We start from the raw sequence: 25,353 nt of genomic DNA, 5'->3' as shown, positions 1-25,353 counted from the left end.
GAAACGGATTCCCCTTTTTAAGAGGGGATCCATTCCTTTGTTTAAATAAAGACTTCCGCTGATTGAGGTTTCATTTTATGACTGTAATGAAAAAATAGTAATAATCTAAATAATATGTAAATTAACTTTGGTTTGTAGATCATATATTAAAATGTTTCATAGATTATTGCGTGTATACAGTTTTTTTGTATTCTTTTTTATATTTTTGTATTTTTCTAAAGACAACAATGGAAAAATGGAATAAAATATGTAAGGGTACATGATTGTTAATATTTTAATAAACACATATAAGAAAATAAATAATGAAGTGAAACTTCCATCAGTGGATCATTAAGTTAAAAAGAAAGGGTGTGGAATATGCCAGATTTAGTGAGTGATGTAGGCCATTATATGAATTATTTAGTGACGAAACGAAATACTGTTTCTAGTAATATTGCAAATGCGAATACACCCGGCTATAAAGCGCAAGATGTAACATTTGCTGAGCAAATGAATAAAAGTAGTGCATTATATAAGAACAATGTTGCTGACTTAAAGAGCAATCCAGATTTATATCAAACGAATGAAATGCACTTACCGACAGTAAATACGAAAAATACATATGCAAAGATTCAAACAAAATCAATGCAAACGAATAAAGATGGAAATAGTGTGGATGTAACGACAGAAATGCTAGATTTAATGAAAGCAAATCAGTTATACGGTATTTCAATTAACGCGATTAATACACAATATGCAATTAACCAAGCGGCACGCGGACGTTAAAAGTAGAAGGAGAGACAACGATGTTTCAGGCAATTAATGCAAGTGGCTCAGGACTAACGACAGCGAGAAAGTGGATGGAAGTTACTTCAAATAATATTGTAAATGCAAATACAACGGCGGCTCCGGGGGCAGATTTATATGAGCGTCGTAGTGTAGTGCTAGAATCAAACAATAGTTTTGCAAATATGTTAGATGGGTCTCCTACTAATGGGGTAAAAATAAAAAGTATTGAAGCAGATAAAACTGAAAACTTAGTGTATGACCCAACACATCCGCATGCAAATGAAGAAGGATATGTACGTTATCCAAATATTGATGTGACTGCTGAAATGACGAATGTAATGGTTGCTCAAAAAATGTACGAAGCAAATACAAGTGTATTAAATGCAAATAAAAAAATGCTTGATAAAGATTTAGAAATTGGCCGAGGATAAGGGGGAATATAGTAATATGAAAATCCAACCAATGTTAAATACACAACCATTTGGAGCAATTCAGTCAATTGGTGCACCGAAAAGTTCTCAAACATCAGTAGTTGAGGGGAAAAAGTTTATCGATTTATTGGAAGATACGAATCAAACACAAAACAATGCGCAAACAGCAGTATATGATTTACTAACGAAAGGGGTAGGAGAAACGCATGACGTTTTAATTCAGCAGAAGAAGGCTGAGTCTCAAATGAAAACGGCTGCTCTCGTACGTGATAATCTTATTGAAAATTATAAGTCACTAATTAATATGCAAATTTAGGAAAGTGGACGGGTGTGTTTAAATGGAAAAGATGAAAAATGTTATCCAATCGTTAAAAACGTGGCATAAGTTAGTAATCGGTGCTGCGCTTTTAGCGATTGTAACAGGAGCACTTTTATACTTCACCTTGCCAGATAAATATGTTGTTGTATATCAAAATTTAAATGATGCAGATAAGCAAGAGATTACAGCAGAATTATCAAAGTTAGGTGTTGATTATCAGTTAGCGGCCGATGGATCGATTCGTGTGCAAAAAAATGATGCTCCATGGGTACGAAAAGAAATGAATGGGATGGGCTTACCGTTTAATTCTAAAAGCGGTGAGGAAATTTTATTAGAAAGCTCGCTCGGTTCAAGTGAGCAAGATAAAAAAATGAAGCAAATTGTCGGTACGAAAAAGCAATTGGAGCAAGATATCGTAAGAAACTTTGCGACAGTTGAAACGGCGAATGTTCAAATTACATTACCTGAAAAAGAGACAATTTTTGATGAAGAAAAAGCAAAAGGAACAGCTGCGATTACGGTTGGAGTGAAGCGTGGTCAATTATTAACTGCTGATCAAGTTGCGGGTATACAGCAAATGATTAGTGCAGCAGTTCCTGGGGTGAAAGCAGAAGAAGTAAGTGTGATTGATAGTAAAAAAGGCGTCATCTCAAAAGGGGCAGATGAAGCGCATTCTACTAGTTCCTCTTCTTATGAAAAAGAAGTAGAAATGCAGCATCAAATTGAAGGTAAATTAAAGCAAGATATTGACGCAACATTAATGACGATGTTTAAACCGAATGAATATAAAGTGAATACGAAAGTGTCTGTAAACTATGATGAAGTTACACGCCAGTCAGAAAAGTATGGTGATAAAGGTGTACTTCGTAGTAAACAAGAGCAAGAAGAAAGCTCTACTGCACAAGAGGGAGCAGAGACGAAGCAAGGCGCTGGTATTACAGCGAACGGCGAAGTACCAAACTACGGTACGAACAATAATCAAAATGGTAAAATCGTCTATGATAATAAAAATGGTAACAAAATTGAAAACTATGAAATAGATAAAACAGTTGAAACAATTAAGAAACACCCAGAATTAACGAAAACAAATGTTGTAGTATGGGTAGACAACGATACGTTAGTAAAACGAAAAATAGATATGACTACTTTTAAAGAAGCAATTGGCACAGCTGCTGGGCTTCAAGCTGATCCGAATGGAAACTTTACAAACGGTCAAGTTAACGTTGTAACTGTTCAGTTTGATCAGCCGAAAGAAGAGAAGAAGAAAGAACCAGAAGAAAGCGGCATAAACTGGTGGTTATTCGGTGGAATTCCAGCTGGTTTATTAGCGATTGGTGGTCTAGTATGGTTCTTCTTAGCAAGACGTAAGAGAAAGAAAGAAGAAGAGGAATATGAAGAATACTTAGCAGAAGAGGAAATTGCTGCAAGTAGTGAAAGTATTATGGAAATTCCTGAAGAAAAAATAGTACCAGAACCAAAACCTGAACCAGAAGAACCGAAAGAACCGACGTTAGATGAACAAGTGCAGGATGCTACGAAAGAACATGTAGAAGGAACTGCAAAAGTAATTAAAAAATGGTTAAATGGACAGTAAGGGAGGAACAACGATGTTAGATGAAATCTCCTCCAAAGAAAAAGCTGCCATCCTTATTCGTACATTAGAAGAAGGGGTGGCAGCAAAAGTCATTGAATATATGACGGCTGAGGAAAAAGAAGTATTACTTCGGGAAATCGCGAAGTTTCGTGTATATAAACCGGAAACGTTAGAAAATGTACTAGGGGAGTTCTTGTATGAATTAAACGTAAAAGAATTGAACCTAGTGACTCCAGATAAAGAATATATTCGTCGCATATTTAAAAATATGCCAGAAGATGAACTAGAAAAATTATTGGAAGATCTTTGGTATAACAAAGATAATCCGTTTGAATTCTTAAATTCACTTACAGATTTAGAACCACTTCTTACTGTACTTAATGATGAATCGCCACAAACGATTGCAATTATCGCTTCTTATATTAAACCGCAGCTTGCTTCTCAATTAATTGAGAGATTACCAGATCATAAGCGAGTAGAAACGGTAATGGGGATTGCGAAGCTAGAGCAAGTAGATGGTGAATTAATAAATCAAATTGGGGATTTATTAAAATCAAAATTAAATAATATGGCGTTTAATGCAATTAATAAAACAGATGGCTTGAAAACAATAGTAAACATTTTAAATAACGTTTCACGAGGTGTTGAAAAAACAGTCTTTCAAAAGCTGGATGAAATGGATTATGAGTTATCTGAGAAAATTAAAGAAAACATGTTTGTATTTGAAGACTTACTCGGACTTGAAGATCTTGCACTTCGTCGTGTATTAGAAGAAATTACAGATAACGGTGTTATTGCGAAAGCACTTAAAATTGCAAAAGAAGAGATTAAAGAAAAATTATTTACATGTATGTCTTCAAACCGTAAAGAGATGATTCTAGAAGAATTAGATGGCTTAGGACCGCTTAAGATGACGGATGCTGAAAAGGCACAGCAAACGATTACAGGTACGGTGAAAAAGCTAGAGAAAGAAGGAAGAATTATCGTTCAAAGAGGTGAAGATGATGTCCTTATTTAAAAACAGAATTCCGAAGAATTCTGTTTCTTTTTCTGAAGAAACGTATGAATTACAATTTCCAAAACCAATACCAGTTCAAGTAGAAGAAATACAGGTGGACCATGAAGAACTTCTTGCGCAGCAACAATCATTACATACTGAACTGAATCAACTAAGGCAAGAACAACAAATGTTAGAACGGGAACGTCAGCAGTTATTACATGATCAAGAGCAATTTCAAATACATGTACAGCAGCAGATGAAAGAGATAGAATCGGCACGTATGCAGTTTCAAAAAGAACAACAAGAAACAGCGTACGAATGGACGGAATTATTATGGGATCAATCTTTTCAACTAGCCGAAAAAATTGTAAATCAAGCAGTAGATTCGCGCTTACTTGATGTGTTACCTATTTTAACTGGCATCGTTCAAACATTGCCTACTTCGTTTGAAAAACTAGTTATTACCGTACATCCAGAAACTTTTGAACGCATTCAAGAAGAAAAGGAAAATACGAAAGAATATTGGTTACTACAATTAGTAGAATGGAAATATGATTTCTCCTTACAGTTCGGTGAATTTGTTCTGGAAGAAGAGAAAGAGTTCTTTGAATTTAAATTTGCACCTATATTTGCGAAACTTCGCCAGAAATGGGAAGAAGAGAAGTTATTTGAGGAGCAAAATGTATGAATCGACTATTAATGAATGAAAACCAAAAATGGAATACGTTTATTGAAACGCCGTTTTATACGAAAGTCGGTAAAGTTCATAGTGTACAAGAACAGTTTTTTGTAGCGAAAGGGCCAAAGGCGAAAATCGGTGATGTTTGTCTCGTTGGAGAACATAGCGTCTTATGTGAAGTAATTGCAATTGAAAAAGAGAACAACATGTTACTTCCATTTGAACAAACAGAAAAAGTATGTTACGGAGATTCAGTTACACTAATTGAAGAAGATGTTGTTATACCTCGTGGCAATCATTTACTCGGAAAAGTGTTAAGTGCAAATGGCGGAGTACTAAATGAGGATACAGACAATATTCCACTACAAAAAATAAAACTAGATGCCCCGCCTATTCATGCATTTGAACGTGAAGAAATTACCGATGTATTTGAAACGGGAATCAAATCTATTGATTCCATGCTAACAATTGGCATCGGTCAAAAGATTGGTATTTTTGCAGGTTCTGGTGTTGGTAAATCTACTTTACTCGGAATGATTGCGAAAAACGCAAAAGCTGACATTAATGTTATTAGTTTAGTAGGAGAACGTGGCCGAGAAGTAAAAGACTTTATTCGAAAAGAGTTAGGCGAAGAAGGTATGCGAAAAAGCGTCGTTGTTGTAGCGACGTCAGATGAAAGTCACCTAATGCAACTTCGTGCAGCGAAACTGGCAACATCTATTGCTGAATATTTCCGTGATCAAGGTAATAACGTACTACTTATGATGGACTCTGTTACTCGTTTTGCTGACGCGCGTAGAAGTGTTGATATTGCCGTTAAAGAGTTGCCGATTGGTGGTAAAACACTCTTAATGGAAAGTTATATGAAGAAGCTATTAGAGCGCTCTGGGAAAACACAAAAGGGATCCATAACAGGTATTTATACCGTACTCGTTGATGGAGACGATTTAAACGGCCCTGTACCAGATTTAGCGCGTGGTATTTTAGATGGACATATTGTATTAAAACGTGAGCTTGCAACGCTTAGTCATTATCCTGCTATTTCAGTGCTAGACTCAGTGAGTAGGATTATGGAAGAAATCGTTTCGCCAACTCATTGGCAACTTGCAAATGAAATGAGAAAAATCTTATCTGTTTATAAAGAAAATGAATTGTATTTTAAATTAGGAACGATTCAAGAAAATGCAGAAAATGCTTATATTTTTGAATGTAAAAACAAAGTAGAAGGTATAAATACGTTTTTAAAACAAGGTCGATCAGATCGCTTCCAATTTAATGATATTGTTGAAGCGATGCACCATATAGTATAAGACCTCTGCCTAAGAGGTCTTATTTTTTTGTTTTTTAATATTTCACAGATTTTTTTGGAAAAAAACTATATAATAGAAAAAGAGAACGTTATAATAGGAAGGGGCTATGAAAACAGGTGGATAAGCAGCAGTACGACACGATAAAATTGCAAATAAATCAAGAAAAAGAACAGATTTTGAAAGAAGTGTATGAATTAACAGCTGAAAAAAGAAAAATAGAACAAAAAAAAGAATATGATTTATATGTTGTAAAATCGCGTAGTAAAGTCGTACAAACTGGGCAGCGTATAATGGCTGGCATGCTTTCGTCACATACGTTTTCACCTGAAAGAATAGAAGAATGGAATCGGAAAATTAAAAAAACGGAAGATTTTATTCAAAAAAATGAAAGCCTTTTAGAGCAAGTAAAAGAAAAAGAACGTGTCATTGATGAGATGTATCAAGAAGATTGTAAAAAGCTTGCAAAAGTACGAGAAAAGCAGGAAGAAAAAATGCTTCTTGATTTGAAAATGTGTATGAATGGATGAGGTGAATATAGTGATACAGTCTGTATTACCGGTGCAACAAAGTTTACCTCCGCAAAAAGAAAAAGGGCTAGAAGTACAATCAAAAAGTGAAGATTCTTCATTCGATCGTACGATGAGAATGGAAAATAAAAAGCAGCCGAAAACGGAGAAAATGAAACGAGAAGAAGCACCAAAAGAAGAAAAAGAATATATTCTTTCTAAACAATCAGTAACGAAAGAAGAACCAATTGTAAAGAAAGAAGAAAAACAAGAGACAGAACAGTTGTTATTAGCTGTATCTGAGCAAATGGTTGCAATTGAGCAATTACGTGTGCAGCCAGAATTGTTATATCAATACATACAAAAAATACAAGAGCTGTATAAAGAATATGGAAATGTAAAACTTAATGAATTGCCCGCAGGTGAATTACAACAGTTACAAGAGCTCCTTTCCAATATGAATATCAAAAATGCTATATGTTTAGAAGATACAATGCAAATGGCATTAGACAAAGTGAAGATGCCGGAGCAAACGATGCAAGTATTGAAAGTGGTAGAAACAGAAACTTGTAATATTGCAAAGAAACAGGAAGAACCGAAAAACGCGGAATTTCTAAAAAAGGAAAATGATGAGGAGATATTAAAGAGAGCCCTAGATTTAGAAAAAAATTCAGCAAAGGATTCGGCTAAAGGTTCTGAAAAAGTTCAAGCAAAAGAATTAGTTCAAAACGAAGAAACGGTTATAGCGAATGACTCAGAGATGCATGGAGCTGAATTATTTCAAAAAACAGTGGGGAGTGAACCAGTAGCAAAACAAAATGGAATGTCTGAGAAAGTGACATTACCTGACTTAGGGAAGAAAATGGAAGCGCAAGTAGAAGCACTGCAAAAGTTTGTAGTGAAACAAGAGCGTGTTTTATTCCAGCTCAATCCAGAAAAACTTGGTACATTAACTGTGTTTATGAAAAAACATGGAGATCAAATTGATGTCCACGTAGAAATGGAAAAGCACGATGCGAAAAAACGTGTTGAAATCATTTTTGATGAATTGAGACTAAAGTTAAAAGAAAAAGAAATCAATATTCAAATTAGTTATTCAGATAAAGATGAAAATCGTAAAGAACAGCGAGAACAAGAGCAAAGGCAAAAACAAAAATTAGCAAGTATGAAACATGAGAAACAACATGCAAAAGAATTTGCGGGATTATTGGAGGGATAAAGCGTGCCAACAGTTGGATTAAATACAACGAGTACAAATCATATTCCGTTGCAAGCAGGAGCGCAAACAAAGAACGCAGCTGTTAACGGTGGTGTACAATCGCCAGTTCAAAAAGCGAACGGGGTATCAACGGGTACTCAAAATACACCTGGTATTATGAATAAAGATGATTTTTTAAAGCTTTTTTTAGCCAGTTTTCAACAGCAGGATCCGTTTAATGCGATGGATACAAACCAAATGATGAATCAAACTGCTCAACTGTCCCTTATGGAACAAGTACAGAATATGACGAAAGCTGTTGATAAGCTCCAAGCAACGATGTATTCGACAGCTCTTGATGGAGGGATGAAATTTTTAGGAAAGTATGTTAAAGGTGTTAACGATAAGGGAGAAAAAGTATTTGGCCAAGTGGAAACAGTGCGACTTGCTGAGAATAATGATGTCCAACTTATTGTTGGTAACCAAGTTGTCTCAACCCGCTTCGTAGAAAGGGTTTCAGATAAACCGATAACAGAAACAAATCCAGAAGATGAGAAAAAAGAAAATACAGAAACAGCTGGAGAAACTGAGGAAGTTAAAGAAAATAAATAAGGAGTGTACATAAGTTATGATTAAAGCGTTATATACAAGTATTACAGGGATGAGTGCAACACAAAATGCATTGAGTGTTACTTCAAATAATATTGCGAATGCGCAAACAGCAGGGTATAAGAAGCAAAAAGCTATTTTTGATGATTTACTATATAATAATACGGTTGGTTCACGCGGTGATGGTTCTTATGCTGGTACGAATCCAAAGAGTGTTGGTAATGGTTTGAAATTTAGTGGTACAGCTACAGATTTTAGTGATGGTTCTATTACTTTAACCGGTGAGAAGATGGAAACAGCAATAGAAGGAAATGGTTTATTTATAGTTGGGGACCGTAACGGGGGAAATATAGAGTATACTAGAAAAGGTTCTTTCGGTGCATCTGCTGACAATTTTATAACGTCTACAGGTGGACAATATGTATTAGGGTATGGTGTAAAACCAGGCACACAAGAAATAGATTTTTCATCGCAACCAAGTGCGATAAAACTTCCTATTGGTTCGGCCATAGGAGGAAGTGTAACTGATAAGGCAACACTAGGTGGAAATTTATCTAGAAATCAATCAAATCTATCAACAGATTTTACAATTTATGATGATGAAGGAAATTCAATCACATTACGTTTAGATATTAAACAGGTTACAAGAAAAGAGCCTGTTGGAGATGGTAAAGGCGATGGTGATGGCGAAAAGACAGTTGATGTACCTGTTCCAGGAGAATATACATATACATTTTCTATGAGAAATGATTCTCAAAATGAAAAAGAATTTAAGCCTGTTAATGGGGAAGACGGTACACCTTTAACGAAAAACATTAAATTTGATAAAACTGGTAAATTAGAAAAGCTTGACGAAGATGTGCAACGTAATCCTAATACAGGAGAGGTTACACAAGGTGGGACTATAAAGATTCCATTTGCTAATAAAGACCTAGAGTTGAATTTAGGTGGTTTAACAAATTATCCAACAGGAAAAACACTTACAGCAACAAATGTAGCGGGACGCCCAGCAGCAATTGCAAATGATTATTCTATTTCAGACGGTGGTTTCGTTATGATGAGGTATTCAGATGGTAGTATGAAAGTTGTAGGACAATTAGCAGTGGCTACATTCCCGAACACAGGTGGGTTAATGAAATCAGGAAATGGTAATTACATTGCAACACCATCGTCAGGTATTCCAGCAATTGGAGTTGCAGGTGAGAATGGTGCCGGTAACGTACGTGGTGGAGCGAAGGAAAGTTCAAACGTTGACTTATCTGTAGAATTCGTTGACTTAATGTTATATCAACGTGGATTCCAAGGAAATGCGAAAGTAATTAAAGTGTCAGATGAAGTATTAAATGAAGTTGTAAACTTAATTCGATAATATATCGTAAAGTAAAATTGTAATGTAGTAGAAAGGGTTTTTTATTCGTATGACGACAAGACAAGAGCGAATTTTACAATTGCCTTTTTTCGAAAATAAACGTGAACTTGCTGAGCAAGTGTTAAAAATGGAACGAGAAGAGCATGTATATTTACCTGATCAATTTGAAATTAAGCAAGTACCTCCATATTCATTTGGCGAAAAGCAATCAATCATTGGCCGTATTCATGAGTTTTATTTCGTAAGTGTTGGTAGTGAAGGAGAATGGAAGTATCAACTGTTTAAGGACGAGATGAAGTGCCGTGAGTTTTTTATTACACTATCAGGGATAACGGATCAGCAGATTGCATTTTGGTTCAATAACATCGAGTTATTGAAAAGCTCTTAAAAAGCTTTTAAAAGCCTGAAAAAGACCTTAAAGGCCCTTTTTGGGTTTTGAGAGAGGACTCGGCGATATATCGTAGCGGTTAGTGCCTAATAGATTCTCGACCGGTTTTTAATAGCCCAGAGATATGTAGAGTTACTAGGATAATATAAGAAGATTTAATCGAAGTGTAGATAACAGACATGATTTGCACGTAGTTGTAAGAGCATAGATATGAGAGATACTGGGATAGTTGGGATGAGATAATCCTTTCAAAGTTGACCAGCGCCTTCTGGATAGTATGTGACGATAGATTTCTATAAAAGGAGAGGTGAGGAGGATGGCGCAGAATAAGTATCGCGTTACATTCATTTCGCCGAGTGAGGTTGAGCAGCGGACTGTAATGGCGGCGAGTAGTTTGCCGGATTTAATTCGTAAAGTAGAGAGTATTATTGCAGATCCGAACGGTTATTTTGTAAATGATAAAAAAAATAATTGCTATTTTAAAGTGATTAAAGAAAATGTTACATTTATTCAATATGAGTTACTATTTTCGGATAAGGAAATTCATATTGAAAAATTAAAACATATAGCACCAGCTATATTGAAACAATTATTTAAAAAAATAAATGATCCAGAATTATATGCGCTTGCGCTACTTGATGTTGATATAGCGACGAAAGAATATGTGCTAGAAGAAATGGATTCGGAGCTAAGAATAAGAGTAGAAACGGAGCTTTCAAAAAAATGGGAAGCAATGCCGACAGAAATTGTAGGAGCACAAGAAGTGTTATTAGAGGCACTTGCTTCGTTTATACAAGATTAAGCGTCTTTTAAAATAAATCGTTCAACTATCTATATTTTTTATATAGGTAGTTGACTTTTTCGATTTAATAAAGCTTAATAATTAGATATACGGAATTAATGGAAGGGGAGCGACACCTTTATGTCACAAGCACAAAGTATTTTATTAGAAAGCGGAACAAATGAATTAGAGATTGTCACATATACTGTTGGTGAAAATCTGTTTAGTATTAACGTAATGAAAGTACGTGAAATCATTAATCCATTCCCTGTTACAACTGTGCCAGAATCTCATCATGCAGTTGAAGGTGTTGTTCAAGTACGCGGTGAAATTTTACCTGTTATTAACTTAGCGACAGCTCTTAATTTAAAATCGACAAAGCCACTTGATCAAACGAAATTTATTATTTCAGAATTAAATCAAATGAAAGTTATTTTCCGTGTTGATGAAGTGCATCGAATTCAACGTATTTCGTGGGAACAAATTGATGAACCAGCTTCATTGTCTATGGGACTAGAAGAAACGACTTCTGGTATTGTAAAGCTGGATGGGCAAATCATTTTACTATTGGATTATGAAAAAATTGTATGTGAAATTAGCGGTACTGGTTATGACAATAAATCACTTGCAGGGTTAGAACAGAAAACAGATCGAGCTGAAAAAGTGATTTATATTGCAGAAGATTCAGCAATGCTTCGTCAAATATTAGAAGAAACATTATCATCAGCTGGATATACGAAAATGAATTTCTTTAGCAATGGCGCCGAAGCATTAGCACAAATTGAAAAATTAGCGAAAGAGCAAGGGGAAAAAATGTTTGAACATATTCACTTGCTAATTACGGATATTGAAATGCCGAAAATGGACGGTCACCATTTAACGAAAGTGGTTAAAGATAGTGAAGTAATGAATCGTTTACCGGTCATTATTTTCTCTTCATTAATTACAAATGAATTATTCCATAAAGGCGAAGCTGTAGGAGCAAATGCGCAAGTAAGTAAGCCAGATATTCAAGAGTTAATTGGTTTAGTTGATAAGTTAGTGCTATAAAAAACGTTTTGAAAAGCTTTTTTTAGCTGGAATAGAAGCTCTAACCATGCGTAGAGCGGTCAGTGCATAATAGAGCCCTATTGATGTGAGACCAGAGATATGAAGCTGTTTTGGGTAAGTGTAGGAAGTGGTATACTGAGAGAGTTTGAGAAGAACCGGTGTACAGTTGCATTATATTCTAGCCATTCGTGGTGGCGATTAGTGCCTAATAGAGCCCCATGCGATGTGAGATCAGATATATGGAGTGGTTTTAGGTCAGTAGAAGAAAAGAGCCTTTGATTGAGGGTTTGAAGAACTGATATATAACTCTATTTTTTAGTAGGGAGGAGGGAACTAGCCATGTGTAAGTAGTACTGGCTAGTTCCTTTTTTGCATTCTATACTCTACGTACAGGTAGAAAGATTAAACGTTTCTGGAGTGTTTGTGGCTGTATGAATAGTCTCTACTTCGAGATTTTCAATTTGTTTAATGAATAAATAGCGGGCTTGTTTATTTGAAAATATAAGAGAGCGTATTTTTGGAATATGTTAGTAAGGTTGCGTAGTAACGCAAACTTTTTCGGTGAAAATATATCTGAAATACCATATAATATAATTAATATGTAATTATACATATTAATTAAAAATAATTTTTCTATTTCTATACTTTCTATATATTTTTGTATGTTTAATATTTGACAGATAATTTTGAAATGTTATAATATGGATATGAAAAAATGCTATTTTCTGAGAAGACATGGGAGTCAGATGAGAATTGTGAAAGGATGAGGGGGAGTGACACAGATTATGTATCACCACACAGCAATCAATGTATTAAGTCTTTTACAAAACATGTCAAATAATAAAATGATCGATGTGCAACTAGAAGCGGAATTTAAAAAAATAGAAAAACAATTCCAAGTAAAATATGAAGAACTAGTTGATTTATATAATAGAATGGTATTATTTAAAATAGATATAGAAAAAAATGGCGGGATGCAAGTATATGAAAAATCAGCGATTACATGGCTGAAGTCTGAACTAGAGTTACTGTATGAAGTGTATCAATTTTCCCAACGTCACGGTTTAAACATTATTAATATTTCAAAATACGTTAGTAAAAACGAACTAAATATTTTTCCGAAAACAGAAAGTCAATTACAAAATACGTATTACAAATTAAAAAAATGTGAAATACCGTTTGAAAATATTGAAAAACAAAAGCCAGGACGAAAGCGAAAATATACGCCTATAAAAGAACCGATTGTTGAGATGAAAAAAGAAAACGAGAAAGAATTAAGAAAAGAAGTTCAAAATATAGAGAATGAAAAAAATCTTGTAACAGTTATATCTGGCATTGTTGATAATTTTGAAACGATTAGCGAGTGTAGTGAAAGAAAAGAGCATGAACTACATCAGTTCATGGAAGGAATCTATAAGCTTTCTAGCATGGCTGCAGAGCGTTCAAAAAATGAAAAGAATGCTCGTGGACTCGAAGGTGAATTACATATATTACGGGCTGAAAATGAAAGACTTAAGCGAGAAAAGGAAGAGCTTGTTCATGATATAAAAGAAATGACGCATCATTTAATTCATTTCATTACGAGCTCTGATATCGATCAAATTCGCACATTACCTTTCTTCGTAAAAGAATGTAAACAAGATTTGCATAAATTAGGATTATATAATGCACAGGACGGTAAAATGAAAATTATGGTTGATCGTAGTGGGCAGGTTATGACTGTAACGCAGTAATAAAAATTGGGTACAAAATAAAAGGGAGATACATAGTTTATATGTATTTCCCTTTTGTTTTGTATGAAATCGTTTCATAGAAGGAAGATGATTTTTTAAGATTGTAGTAACTTGGAAACCATTTGCGGAATTTGATTTGCTTGTGAAACCATACTAAGGGCAACTTCAGTTAACAATTTAAACTTTAAAAAATCGCTCATTTCCTGCGCCATATCCGCATCTTCAATTCGAGATGCAGCATCTGTTAGGGCCATACTTTGGCTATTTAAATTTTCAATATTAAACTGTAAACGATTCATCATAGCCCCAAGGTCAGCACGATGAAGTGATACATTTTGTAAAGCCTCTTCAATTTTACGAATTGCCGCTCTTGCTTCTTGCTCTGTTGAAATGTTGATGTCATGTTGTGTAGGGGAAGGAGGAATATGTTTCGTCATATTTACTGTATAACCGATATCGTCTAATGTAACAGGACGGTTTTCATCGTCGAACACGGATAAATCATTAAACTCAGTCGTCTCATCAATATAGCTAATTTGTTCTGTTAAAGACTGAAACTCTTTATTCAGTGAATTACGGTTTTTATTTGAATTTGTACCATTTGCAGATTGAACAGCTAAATCACGCATACGCTGCAAAATATTCATCGCAGTTTGAAGAGCAGCTTCCGCTGTGCGAAGCATCGATATCGCATCTTCATTATTACGAATCGCCACGCGCATACCACTCGCTCGTGCATGCATACGAGTCACAATCGCGATATTAGCTGGATTATCGGAAGTATGGTTTAACTTCTTACCAGTAGCCAAATGTTCCATCGCAACATTCATACGTTTTTCATTCTCATATAGTGATTGTCTAGCATTCATACTCAAGACATTCGTATCAATACGCATAATAGACACTCCTTATCTTATAGATTTATATATGGGTTTAAAGCCAATAAACAGCTATGAAAAGAAAAAGAGACTTATGCTTATCTTCTAGTTGTGTTTTAACATGAGAGGGGATAAAGATAGGCACTGACCGCTTCTACGCCACGCGGATGCTCTCTCCCATCAAAAAAAAGGAAGGTTTTACAAAAAATAAACCTCTCCGCAAGCAGAGAGGTTTATTCATGAAGCTAACTCAAATGGCTTATTGTAATAATTTAGAAACCATTTGTGGAGTTTGGTTTGCTTGAGAAAGCATGCTGATACCAGCTTCGTTCAAGATTTTGAACTTAGTCATTTCAGACATTTCTTTCGCCATGTCAGCGTCTTCGATTTGAGAAGCAGCTGAAGCCATAGAAGAAGATTGGCTCTTTAGGTTGTTTACGTTAAAGTCAAGACGGTTTAATGTAGCACCTAGAGTTGCACGGTTTGAAGCGATTGTATCTAATGCAGCATCAATTGATTTAATTGCTTCAGAAGCGTTTGGTGAAGCTTTTGTAATATTACCTGGTGCAGGTGCAGTATAAGCAGTTCCGATTGCCTTAGCTTTTGTAAGATCTGGAGTAGCATCAGCTTCGAAAGCTGTAATTGCATCCGTAACAGCTTTAATTTGTGCATCACTCATTAAGTTTTTGTCAGCTTTAGCAAATGCTGTTTTAAAGTCAGCAACTGCTGAATTAATATCTGCTGCAGCTGGAGTACCAGTTAACCCAGTTAATGCTGTTTTAGCAAGACCTACAGCATCAATATTTGTTTTATCTTTAGCAATATCTGCTGCTGTAAGTGTGATTGTTTTATTACCAGTTCCTTCAATAGATAACTTATCAATATTTAAAGCTGTAGTAGATGAATCAGCTAGATTAATATTGATTTGTTTCGTTGTATCAGCGTTATCTAAAGTTTGAATAGCAATAGACTTGTTATCACCATTTAATAATTTCTTATCGTTAAACTCTGTGTTTTTAGAAATGTAATCAATTTGTTCTTTTAATGCAGAAAATTCTTTATCTAATGCTTTTTGGTTATCGCTAGTGTTCGTACCGTTCGCAGATTGGTTAGCGATGTCACGCATACGAAGTAAGATGTTAGATACAGAGTTTAAAGCTGAATCAGCTGTACGGATTAATGACATACCGTCTTGAGTGTTGTTAGCAGCTACTCCTAATCCACTTTCACGTGCACGCATACGAGTTGCGATTGCAAGACCTGCTGCATCGTCAGAAGCGTTGTTGATACGTTTACCGCTTGATAAACGGTCCATAGCGTTGCTCATTTTTGCTTGGTTTTGGCGCATGTACTCTTGTGTACGCATGCTATTAATGTTTGTATTAATTCTCATGATTAAGAACCCCCATTTTTTTATATTGACTTTTCTGCAAATTGAAAAACGGTAATATGCGAAAAAATCAATTTCGAGATTTATTGTAATCCCTGTCATAGCGGGTGTCAACTAAAAATTCGAATTAATAAATATAAAAAAATAACAGTTTAACAATATATTCATTTTTTTATTACAATATTATTAAAAGGATTATTGCAAACTTTAAAAAAAAACTCTAATATTAGATTATCTTTGTTTACCGAAAAGGTGATATTATGTTAGTTGGAAATATAGTAAAAGAAGTGCTTGCATATAAGAAAGGACAAATTCAGCAAAAGCTAAGTAGTCCACAAGCATTCGTTAGTAGTCGTTTTCAAGAGAAGTTGCAGAGTGAACCTGCGAAGGAGACGAAGGGTACTGCGCAGCCGGCAAATGTAGAGGATATGGGTCAGCCGGTACAATCTACGAAAATAGAAACGGTATTAAATAAACCGGAACAATCTATTCATAAAGTAGAGGAAGCGAGTAAGCCTGAAGAAAAGGCTGAAACGAAGAATGTAGATGAAGTGCAAGTCGCACAAAAAGAGTTTGAACGACGTTTCCCAGAAACGAAAAATGAGGCTGCTGATACGTGGGAATTAACGAAGAAGTATAATATTCAAAAAATACGTTCTTCCAATGAAGGGAAGTATGAGGATATTATTGATAGAGTCAGTCGTACATACGGAATTCCGAAAACGTTAATTCAAAAAATGATTGAAGTAGAGTCTAATTTTAATCCGAAAACGGTGTCACATGCAGGTGCGATGGGACTTATGCAGCTTATGCCAGCGAATGTGAAAGAGATGGGTATACAAAATCCATTTTCACCAGCTGAAAGTATTGAGGGCGGTGTGAAAGAGTTAAGCGGTTATTTAAAGAAAAATAACGGCGATCTCGTACTAGCGCTTGCTTCTTATAACGCTGGTCCTGGTAATGTGAGAAAGTACGGAGGCGTACCGCCATTTAAAGAAACGCAAGGATATATTAAAAAAATATTAAATATCGACGTTTCAAAATAAGAAGTTTCATATATAGAGAGAACATGAAATTTTCGTGAACATGATATGGGAGTTGGCTAGATTTGAAATTACAAGATGATATTCCGTTAACAATTTATTTTGAAATCGGAAATACGAAAAAGAAAATTGAAGATTTGCTTCATATTACGAAAGGTACATTGTATCGTCTTGAAAATTCAACGAAAAATACGGTGCGTCTTATGCTTGAGAATGAAGAGATTGGAACCGGAAAGATTTTGACGAAGAATGGAAAGATGTACGTTGAAATCGTTGAATTGAAAAGGTAGGGAAGGGGATTGTCATGAGTGGCGAAAAATTAAGCCAAGAGCAAATTGATGCCCTGCTGAAGGCGGTAAATGAAGGCGAGGAAATGCCAGCTTTCGCACAAGAAGCAGGAAAGCAAGAGAAATTTCAAGAGTATGATTTTAATAGACCGGAGAAGTTCGGTGTTGAGCATTTACGTAGCTTGCAAGCAATTGCTTCTACATTTGGTAAACAGACGTCACAGACGTTGTCAGCGCGTATGCGTATTCCGATTGAGTTAGAGCCTTCTACGGTTGAACAAGTTCCATTCACGAGTGAGTATGTGGAGAAAATGCCGAAAGATTACTATTTATATTGTGTTATTGATCTTGGCCTTCCAGAGCTTGGAGAAATTGTCATTGAGATTGATTTAGCATTTGTTATTTACATTCATGAATGTTGGCTTGGCGGAGATAGTAAGCGTAACTTTACGATGCGCAGACCACTTACCGCATTTGAATTTTTAACACTGGATAATATTTTTATGCTCCTTTGTAAAAATTTAGAGCAATCGTTTGAAAGCGTTGTTGCGATTGAACCAAAATTTGTAACGACAGAGACAGATCCGAATGCATTAAAGATTACGACAGCGAGTGATATTATTTCATTACTGAATGTAAATATGAAAACGGATTTTTGGAATACGACAGTGCGTATCGGAATTCCATTCTTATCTGTTGAAGAGATTATGGATAAGTTAACATCTGAAAATATTGTTGAACATTCTTCAGATAAACGTAAAAAGTATACGTCTGAAGTGGAAGCGAAAGTAAATCAAGTGTACAAACCTGTTCACGTAGCAATTGGTGAGCAGAAGATGACAATGGGTGAGATTGAACAAATTGAAGAAGGCGATATTATTCCGCTCCATACGAAAGTTTCGGATGAATTACTTGGTTATGTAGATGGAAAACATAAATTTAATTGTTTTATTGGAAAAGATGGAACGCGTAAGGCGCTCTTATTTAAAAGTTTTGTAGAGTAGGAGGATCCATATGAAGCATGAAGTATCTCCTGTGTCATTAATGGGATTAGAAGAATTTGCAGGAAAGCGAAATGAAGCAAGTAAAGCACATATTGATACTGTTTCAGATATTTCGATTGAACTTGGTGTAAAGCTTGGAAAGGCATCTATTACGCTCGGTGATGTGAAACAGTTAAAAGTGGGCGATGTTCTAGAAGTAGAGAAAAACTTAGGACATAAAGTAGATGTATATTTAAGTAATATGAAAGTCGGCATCGGGGAAGCGATCGTAATGGACGAGAAGTTCGGTATTATTATTTCTGAAATTGAAGCTGACAAGAAGCAAGCTGCGCTTATGAAAGCGCAAAGTCAAATGCAAGATAAAGAGTAGAGGAGGAGTCATATGTCGTATATGACGACCTTATTTCAAGTCGTTTTACTGTTTGGTGCGCTCGGCTACGGTGCATATTATATGACGAAAAAGACGCGCAAGCAGCAGTTTTTTAAACAAGGTGAAAATGGCCACATTCAAGTGAAGGACGGCGTTTATTTAAATCATCAAACGAGCGCCTTTTTATTTGAAGTGGACGGCAAGCAAGTGTTCACTGTTATTAGTAATAACGGTGTACAATCTGTGCAATTAACAGGAACAGGAAATCAGTTTCAACAAGCACTAGAAGACGCGGTGAAGAGTGAAACGAAAAAAGTAGAGGATCCATCATGAGAATAAAGAAACAGTTATCGTTATTAGCCGTTATTTTCGTATTTTCTATCGTTTTTTCAATTATTTTTGTAAATCCAGCGTATGCGGCCCCGAACGGTTTTATTAATTTCGAAAATGGAAAAGAGTTTACGAGTAATTCAAGTGTACAATTATTTGCGCTCGTTACCCTTTTATCATTATCTTCATCTATCGTTCTATTATTTACACATTTTACTTATTTTATGATCGTTCTTGGGATTACACGTCAAGGACTTGGGGTAATGAATTTACCACCCAATCAAGTACTTGTTGGACTTGCATTGTTTTTATCACTCTTTACGATGCAGCCTGTACTTGGGCAGCTAAAGAGCGATGTGTGGGATCCGATGACGAAAGAGAAAATAACAGTAAGTCAAGCTGCGGAAACGACAGCTCCGATTATGAAAGAGTATATGTCAAAGCATACATATAAGCATGATTTAAAGATGATGTTGAAAGTACGCGGAGAAGAGTTGCCGAAAGATTTAAAAGATCTTTCATTATTTACGCTCGTACCATCCTTTACGTTAACGCAAATTCAAAAGGGATTGTTAACAGGGATGTTCATTTATTTAGCGTTTGTATTTATAGATTTGATTATTAGTACACTATTAATGTACCTCGGGATGATGATGGTACCGCCGATGATTTTAAGTTTACCATTTAAAATACTCGTTTTCGTATATTTAGGTGGATATACAAAAATCGTCGACATTATGTTTAAAACAGTCGCCTGAAGCGTTTGATGCTATGTGATAGGAGTCATATAAATGAATACGTCACCAATTATAGATATTTTTCAAACCTTTTTTTATAAAGGGGTTATGATTTTAATGCCGGTTGCCGGCGTTAGTATGATTGTCGTTATTATCATCGCTGTCATTATGGCAATGATGCAAATTCAAGAACAAACGCTGACGTTTTTACCGAAAATGGCAAGCATTGTACTTGTTATTATCATTTTAGGTCCGTGGATGTTTCAAGAGTTAACGACGCTTATTTTAGATTTATTTGATAAAATTCCATCGCTATTGCGTTCGTACTAAGATAGGTGGACTGAAATGAATATGGAATTATGGGCGGCGACGTTTTTTGCGTTTTGCCGCATTACTTCATTTTTATATTTTTTACCGTTTTTCTCAGGTCGATCCATTCCAGCGATGGCGAAGGTTACATTTGGACTTGCTCTTTCGATTACTGTTGCCGATCAAGTTGATGTCTCTCACATAAAGACAACTTGGGACGTGGCAGCTTATGCAGGAACGCAAATAGTAATTGGATTATCACTTTCAAAAATTGTAGAAATGCTGTGGAACATTCCAAAAATGGCCGGGCATATTTTAGACTTTGATATCGGTTTATCACAAGCAAGTTTGTTTGATGTAAATGCAGGTTCACAGTCTACTTTACTATCAACCATTTTTGATATATTTTTTCTCATTATTTTTATTTCACTTGGCGGCATTAATTATTTCGTTGCCACGATTTTAAAGTCGTTTCAATATACAGAGGCGATTTCAAAATTGCTGACGACTAGTTTTTTAGATAGTCTACTCGCAACGTTATTATTTGCGATTACATCAGCGGTTGAAATTGCTCTTCCGCTTATGGGAAGTTTATTCATCATTAACTTTGTTTTAATTTTAATCGCAAAAAACGCTCCGCAATTAAATATTTTTATGAATGCATTCGTAATTAAAATTACATGTGGTATTTTGTTTATTGCGATGAGTGTACCGATGCTCGGTTATGTGTTTAAAAATATGACGGATGTATTGCTTGAGGAATATACGAAACTATTTAACTTTTTCTTAACGAAGTAGGGGGACGCGCATGGCAAAGGATAATAAAACAGAAAAGGCCACCCCGCAGAAGCGTAAAAAATCGCGTGAAGAAGGGAATATTGCCCGGAGTAAAGATTTAAATAATTTATTTTCCATACTTGTATTAGCAGTTGTCGTTTATTTTTTCGGGGATTGGCTTGGCTATGAGATTGCAAATTCTGTAGCGGTGCTGTTTGATCAAATTGGAAAAAGTACAGATTCGACCGAGTATTTTTATTTAATGGGGATTTTACTATTAAAAGTATCAGCTCCAATCTTAATACTCGTATACGCTTTTCATTTATTTAATTATATGATTCAAGTCGGTTTCTTATTTTCTTCTAAAGTCATTAAGCCGAAAGCGTCGCGTATTAACCCGAAAAACTATTTTACGAGATTGTTTAGTCGTAAAAGTTTAGTAGATATTTTGAAATCACTATTTTATATGGGGTTAATTGGTTACGTCGCTTACGTGCTCTTTAAAAAGAATTTAGAGAAGATCGTTAGTATGATTGGATTTAACTGGACTGCGTCACTTACTGAAATTATTAGGCAAATTAAATTTATCTTTTTAGCTATTTTAATTATATTAATCGTTCTTTCTATTATTGATTTTATTTATCAAAAATGGGAGTACGAACAAGATATTAAGATGAAAAAAGAAGAAGTAAAACAAGAGCATAAAGATAATGAAGGGGACCCGCAAGTAAAGGGGAAACGAAAAAACTTTATGCACGCCATATTGCAAGGAACAATTGCGAAGAAGATGGATGGCGCAACGTTTATTGTAAATAACCCGACTCATATTTCGGTCGTACTTCGGTACAATAAACACGTTGATGCAGCACCAATTGTCGTTGCAAAAGGGGAAGATGAGCTCGCATTATATATACGAACGCTTGCCCGTGAACAAGAAATACCAATGGTGGAAAACCGTCCGCTTGCTCGTTCTTTATATTATCAAGTCGAGGAAGATGAGACGATTCCAGAAGATTTATACGTAGCTGTAATTGAAGTTATGCGCTATTTAATTCAAACGAATGAACTTGAAGTATAATAGCGCGTTTGGAGGAGATCTCTTTGTTTAAGATAGATTCTGCAAGAACCTATTTTTCTATCTTTTTAGCAGCGTCATTCGTAGTGGCGCTCTTAATTCCACTTCCACCATTTATACTTGATATCATTATCGTTTTTCTACTAAGTATGTCAGTGCTTATTTATATGCGAGCGACAAGTATTAACGAGTGGGATGAATTAAAGTCATTTCCAACGATGTTGTTATTAATCGGGATTTTCCGCGTATCGATTAACGTATCGACGACGCGAGCGATTTTGACAGACGGAAATGCCGGTCATGTTATTGAAGAGTTCGGCCAGTTCGTAATTGGTGGGAACTTATTAATTGGTATCGTTATTTTTACAGTATTAATCATATTCCAGTTTATCGTTGCAAACGGTGCATCTCGTACAGCTGAAGTAGCAGCTCGTTTTACACTTGATTCTTTACCAGGGAAACAAATGTCAATCGATGCTGATTTAAACCAGCGCATTATTACAGAAAAAGATGCACAGGCAAAACGAAAAAAATTAAATATGGAAACAGAGTTTTACGGGGCGATGGATGGTGCCGGAAAGTTCATTAAAGGGGACGTTATTTTCGGGATTGTCATTTTATTCGTAAACATTATTTTCGGTTTAATTGTTGGTATGATGCAGCAGGGCATGAGTTTTGCTGAAGCAGCTATACACTATACACAGTTAACTGTCGGTGACGGAATCGTAAACCAAATCGGTTCGTTAATGCTTGCAATTTCAACCGGTATTATCGTAACGCGTGTATTTGACGGTTCACCGGATACAGTAACAGAAGGAATCTTTAAAGAGTTATTAGCGCATGAAGTTGTTGTATATGCGCTTGGTGGTTTATTTATAGCGATGGGTATTTTTACTCCGCTACCATTTCTACCATTCGCACTCGTTGGTGGAACAATTATTTTCTTAGGAATTCGTAATAAAAACCGAATAAAGAAAGAAAAAGAAGAAGAGCTTCAAAAAGAAATAGAAATGATTCAAGGCGAAGATGAACAACTGCAACAAGTGGAAGATTCATTCGGAGTATTTACAGATAAATATCCAATTATTGTAGAACTTGGTTTAGATTTAGCAGCACTTGTAAAGCAGAAAATTAACGGGGAAACAGCTCGTGATAAAGTTGTTCTGATGAGGAAGTCGATTATTACCGACCTTGGAATTAACGTTCCTGGTATTAATTTTAAAGATAATACGAGTTTTAGACCACGTGGACGTTACATTATTCGTATTAAAGGTGCGAAGGCAGCTGAAGGTGTTTTAAAATCAGGTTACTTATTAGCACTGAAAACACCGAATGTTATGGCCGATTTAGATGCAGAGCCAGCGAAAGATCCAATTTTCGGTGAAGATGGATATTGGATTTTAGAGCATATGGTACAAGATGCACAAATGAAAGGCTACCAAGTATTAGAGCCACTTAGCATATTAATTACACATTTAGATGTTGTCGTTAGACGTAATCTGCATGAGTTAATTCAGCGTCAACATGTAAAAGACTTAATTAACTCGCTTGAAAATGATAACGGCGTTTTATTAGAAGAGATTAAGAAGAAAGAAATTGACTTATCACTCGTTCAAAATGTTATTAAACAACTTTTAAAAGAAGGTATTTCTATTCGTGATTTACCAACCATTATTGAAGGTATTATTGACGGAAAAGAAATTTATCAAAATCATGTTGACGGTGTAACGTCATTCGTCCGTGAATGTATTTCAAAAGTTATTTGTGAAAATGCGAAAAATCCTGACGGTAAAATTTATGCGGCGCTCTTCTCAGATTCAATCGAATTAGATGCGGACGTTGTGAACAATTCTTATCAAGGTTATTTATTAAACTGGGATTTAGATTTGGAATCGCGAGTCGTTGAGCAAGTACAGCGCGTATTTAAACAAGCCCGCTTAATGGGAAGAGAACCAGTATTATTAACGCGCAGAAAAGACTTTAGGTTTGCGATTGTAAGACTGCTAGAGCGTTATCAAATAGAAGCACAAGTACTTTGTATTAGCGAATTAGCACCAGAGATTGTTGTAGATCAAATTGCCTATATTGAATAGTAGGGGGTGAAGTAATGGAAAGTACAGAAAAGAAAGAAGCGTTAATGCGAATAAAAGCAGCTTCGAAAAATGAATTGTATCGAAAGTTATTTGACCAATATGGTACAGATTATTATTACGTTGTCGATGAAAGTGTAAAACGAAACATCCCGTTTTTTTGGAAAAAGAATTATGAAATGTTAGTCGCTTTTCCAGAGGATAAACAGGAAGAAGTGAACGAAGGCACAGCTCAATTTCATGAACAATTAATGGATGTTGTAAACGATCCTTCAGAACAAATTGTGAAGGCGAACGGAATTCAATCGGTACTGCACAATTTAGAAAACGTGACGACTCCCATGTCATACGCAGCGATGCAAACAGGAAATAGTGAAGAATGGACAAGAAAGAAAGAGAAACTATTAAAGCTGTTTGAAAAAGGCATCGTCGTTGTGAAACAGACGGAAGAAAAGAAAGTAACGAAAAAGCAAAAAACTGTGAAAAAAGTCGTTCCCGTTAAGAAAGAAGAAGTTGTTGTAAAAAAAGAAAAGCAAGAATCTGTACCATTTATTATTCAAAAAGTAATTCGCATGCTAGAGCAAAATGATGTAGAACAATACTTCATTCATGCATATGCTGAAAAGTTAAAAGTGAAGTTTGAGAATGCGACGATGATTACAGAAGAAGAAGTAATCGAATATATATTGGAAGATATGAGATCTCATTTCAATACGGAGAATGTATTTGAAAAAGAAGTACAAACAATTGCATTAATCGGTCCAACTGGAGTTGGGAAAACGACGACACTTGCGAAAATGGCATGGCAATTTCACGGTAAGAAAAAAACGGTCGGTTTTATTACGACAGACCATTCGCGCATTGGAACAGTACAGCAACTGCAAGATTACGTAAAGACAATTGGATTTGAAGTAATCGCTGTGCGTGATGAAGCTGCAATGACAAGAGCGCTTACGTACTTTAAAGAAGAAGCGCGTGTCGATTATATTTTAATAGATACAGCCGGAAAAAATTATCGTGCGTCAGAAACAGTGGAAGAGATGATTGAAACGATGGGACAAGTAGAGCCAGATTATATTTGCTTAACGTTATCAGCTTCGATGAAAAGTAAAGACATGATTGAAATCATTACGAACTTTAAAGATATTCATATTGATGGTATCGTATTTACGAAATTTGATGAAACAGCAAGTAGTGGTGAATTGTTGAAAATTCCAGCAGTATCATCAGCACCAATTGTCTTAATGACAGACGGACAAGACGTGAAGCAACATATACATATCGCTACAGCTGAACATTTAGCGAAACAAATGTTGCAAACATCATAG

Annotated in this window: 28 protein-coding genes; 26 read left to right on the top strand and 2 right to left on the bottom strand. The window is 35.4% G+C overall.

Annotated elements, in window-relative coordinates:
* Positions 1–357 precede the first annotated feature (357 nt).
* The 15 genes from flgB to AC3WVA_RS15195 all read left to right on the top strand — a co-directional run bounded on the left by flgB (position 358) and on the right by AC3WVA_RS15195 (position 13,735).
* Positions 358–765 carry a flagellar basal body rod protein FlgB gene (gene flgB, locus AC3WVA_RS15265; protein ID WP_001113103.1) on the top strand — a complete coding sequence of 136 codons (408 nt, stop codon included), beginning with the start codon at positions 358–360 and terminating at the stop codon, positions 763–765.
* Positions 766–785: 20 nt separating this feature from the next.
* Entirely contained in the window at positions 786–1,199 is a 414-nt protein-coding gene (gene flgC / locus AC3WVA_RS15260; RefSeq protein ID WP_000484673.1) for a flagellar basal body rod protein FlgC, read from the top strand.
* A gap of 16 nt (positions 1,200–1,215) precedes the next feature.
* Positions 1,216–1,515 (top strand): flagellar hook-basal body complex protein FliE, encoded by a 300-nt coding sequence (gene fliE, locus AC3WVA_RS15255; protein WP_492322021.1) that lies wholly within the window; start codon positions 1,216–1,218, stop codon positions 1,513–1,515.
* A 22-nt stretch (positions 1,516–1,537) separates the two neighbouring features.
* Positions 1,538–3,112 carry a flagellar M-ring protein FliF C-terminal domain-containing protein gene (locus AC3WVA_RS15250; RefSeq protein WP_071757449.1) on the top strand — a complete coding sequence of 525 codons (1,575 nt, stop codon included), beginning with the start codon at positions 1,538–1,540 and terminating at the stop codon, positions 3,110–3,112.
* 13 nt (positions 3,113–3,125) lie between these two features.
* A complete protein-coding gene (locus AC3WVA_RS15245) occupies positions 3,126–4,130 on the top strand; it encodes a flagellar motor switch protein FliG (RefSeq protein ID WP_000883361.1) in 1,005 nt (334 codons plus the stop codon).
* Complete coding sequence (locus AC3WVA_RS15240) at positions 4,117–4,800, top strand: FliH/SctL family protein (RefSeq protein ID WP_098345397.1); 684 nt, start codon at positions 4,117–4,119, stop codon at positions 4,798–4,800. Before AC3WVA_RS15245 ends, AC3WVA_RS15240 begins: the two co-directional genes overlap by 14 nt.
* Complete coding sequence (locus AC3WVA_RS15235; RefSeq protein WP_098345396.1) at positions 4,797–6,101, top strand: flagellar protein export ATPase FliI; 1,305 nt, start codon at positions 4,797–4,799, stop codon at positions 6,099–6,101. The genes AC3WVA_RS15240 and AC3WVA_RS15235 overlap by 4 nt, the downstream gene beginning before the upstream one ends.
* 116 nt (positions 6,102–6,217) lie before the next feature.
* The gene (locus AC3WVA_RS15230) at positions 6,218–6,628 is read left to right on the top strand and encodes a hypothetical protein (protein WP_000360869.1); all 411 of its coding nucleotides are present in this window, start codon (positions 6,218–6,220) and stop codon (positions 6,626–6,628) included.
* Positions 6,621–7,826, top strand: a complete 1,206-nt coding sequence (locus tag AC3WVA_RS15225; protein WP_098520740.1) for a flagellar hook-length control protein FliK — start codon at positions 6,621–6,623, stop codon at positions 7,824–7,826. Before AC3WVA_RS15230 ends, AC3WVA_RS15225 begins: the two co-directional genes overlap by 8 nt.
* Before the next feature lie 3 nt (positions 7,827–7,829).
* Positions 7,830–8,417: a flagellar hook assembly protein FlgD gene (locus AC3WVA_RS15220; protein ID WP_001143476.1), complete on the top strand. Its 588-nt coding sequence runs from the start codon at positions 7,830–7,832 to the stop codon at positions 8,415–8,417.
* Between the two features lie 16 nt (positions 8,418–8,433).
* Entirely contained in the window at positions 8,434–9,783 is a 1,350-nt protein-coding gene (flgE, locus tag AC3WVA_RS15215; protein WP_048527162.1) for a flagellar hook protein FlgE, read from the top strand.
* Between the two features lie 49 nt (positions 9,784–9,832).
* Positions 9,833–10,171: a DUF3964 family protein gene (locus tag AC3WVA_RS15210; protein ID WP_070172112.1), complete on the top strand. Its 339-nt coding sequence runs from the start codon at positions 9,833–9,835 to the stop codon at positions 10,169–10,171.
* Between the two features lie 316 nt (positions 10,172–10,487).
* Positions 10,488–10,973 (top strand): hypothetical protein, encoded by a 486-nt coding sequence (locus AC3WVA_RS15205; RefSeq protein ID WP_000068318.1) that lies wholly within the window; start codon positions 10,488–10,490, stop codon positions 10,971–10,973.
* Positions 10,974–11,093: 120 nt separating this feature from the next.
* Entirely contained in the window at positions 11,094–12,002 is a 909-nt protein-coding gene (locus AC3WVA_RS15200) for a chemotaxis protein (RefSeq protein WP_000075958.1), read from the top strand.
* A 785-nt stretch (positions 12,003–12,787) separates the two neighbouring features.
* Entirely contained in the window at positions 12,788–13,735 is a 948-nt protein-coding gene (locus AC3WVA_RS15195) for a DNA-binding domain-containing protein (protein WP_141539557.1), read from the top strand.
* A gap of 95 nt (positions 13,736–13,830) precedes the next feature.
* Here AC3WVA_RS15195 and AC3WVA_RS15190 read toward each other — a convergent pair whose 3' ends face one another.
* Positions 13,831–14,631 (bottom strand): flagellin N-terminal helical domain-containing protein, encoded by an 801-nt coding sequence (locus AC3WVA_RS15190; RefSeq protein WP_492322020.1) that lies wholly within the window; start codon positions 14,629–14,631, stop codon positions 13,831–13,833.
* A gap of 241 nt (positions 14,632–14,872) precedes the next feature.
* Entirely contained in the window at positions 14,873–16,006 is a 1,134-nt protein-coding gene (locus AC3WVA_RS15185; protein ID WP_098520737.1) for a flagellin N-terminal helical domain-containing protein, read from the bottom strand.
* Positions 16,007–16,263: 257 nt separating this feature from the next.
* Between AC3WVA_RS15185 and AC3WVA_RS15180 the strand changes: the two genes are divergently transcribed.
* The 11 genes from AC3WVA_RS15180 to flhF all read left to right on the top strand — a co-directional run bounded on the left by AC3WVA_RS15180 (position 16,264) and on the right by flhF (position 25,353).
* Positions 16,264–17,049, top strand: coding sequence for a lytic transglycosylase domain-containing protein (locus AC3WVA_RS15180; protein WP_492322019.1), 786 nt, complete (start codon positions 16,264–16,266; stop codon positions 17,047–17,049).
* A gap of 62 nt (positions 17,050–17,111) precedes the next feature.
* A complete protein-coding gene (locus AC3WVA_RS15175; RefSeq protein WP_000775712.1) occupies positions 17,112–17,336 on the top strand; it encodes a flagellar motor switch protein FliN in 225 nt (74 codons plus the stop codon).
* A 14-nt stretch (positions 17,337–17,350) separates the two neighbouring features.
* Positions 17,351–18,337 carry a flagellar motor switch protein FliM gene (gene fliM / locus AC3WVA_RS15170; protein WP_000012364.1) on the top strand — a complete coding sequence of 329 codons (987 nt, stop codon included), beginning with the start codon at positions 17,351–17,353 and terminating at the stop codon, positions 18,335–18,337.
* Between the two features lie 10 nt (positions 18,338–18,347).
* Positions 18,348–18,707: a flagellar motor switch protein FliN gene (fliN, locus tag AC3WVA_RS15165; RefSeq protein ID WP_000680021.1), complete on the top strand. Its 360-nt coding sequence runs from the start codon at positions 18,348–18,350 to the stop codon at positions 18,705–18,707.
* A 12-nt stretch (positions 18,708–18,719) separates the two neighbouring features.
* Complete coding sequence (locus AC3WVA_RS15160; RefSeq protein WP_000121176.1) at positions 18,720–19,040, top strand: hypothetical protein; 321 nt, start codon at positions 18,720–18,722, stop codon at positions 19,038–19,040.
* Positions 19,037–19,795, top strand: a complete 759-nt coding sequence (locus tag AC3WVA_RS15155) for a flagellar type III secretion system pore protein FliP (protein WP_001220582.1) — start codon at positions 19,037–19,039, stop codon at positions 19,793–19,795. The genes AC3WVA_RS15160 and AC3WVA_RS15155 overlap by 4 nt, the downstream gene beginning before the upstream one ends.
* 33 nt (positions 19,796–19,828) lie before the next feature.
* On the top strand, positions 19,829–20,104 hold the full coding sequence (locus AC3WVA_RS15150; protein WP_001098085.1) for a flagellar biosynthetic protein FliQ: 276 nt from the start codon (positions 19,829–19,831) through the stop codon (positions 20,102–20,104).
* A 15-nt stretch (positions 20,105–20,119) separates the two neighbouring features.
* The gene (locus tag AC3WVA_RS15145; protein WP_001055693.1) at positions 20,120–20,881 is read left to right on the top strand and encodes a flagellar biosynthetic protein FliR; all 762 of its coding nucleotides are present in this window, start codon (positions 20,120–20,122) and stop codon (positions 20,879–20,881) included.
* Between the two features lie 10 nt (positions 20,882–20,891).
* Positions 20,892–21,938 (top strand): flagellar type III secretion system protein FlhB, encoded by a 1,047-nt coding sequence (gene flhB, locus AC3WVA_RS15140; protein WP_098345386.1) that lies wholly within the window; start codon positions 20,892–20,894, stop codon positions 21,936–21,938.
* A gap of 23 nt (positions 21,939–21,961) precedes the next feature.
* Entirely contained in the window at positions 21,962–24,028 is a 2,067-nt protein-coding gene (gene flhA, locus AC3WVA_RS15135; RefSeq protein WP_048527172.1) for a flagellar biosynthesis protein FlhA, read from the top strand.
* A gap of 14 nt (positions 24,029–24,042) precedes the next feature.
* Entirely contained in the window at positions 24,043–25,353 is a 1,311-nt protein-coding gene (flhF, locus tag AC3WVA_RS15130; protein ID WP_098345385.1) for a flagellar biosynthesis GTPase FlhF, read from the top strand.

It is taken from the genome of Bacillus sp. EB106-04-02-XG92 (genome assembly GCF_058791995.1).
Note: the sequence above shows the minus strand (reverse complement) of the source record. Positions and strands in the feature narration are given on the sequence as shown.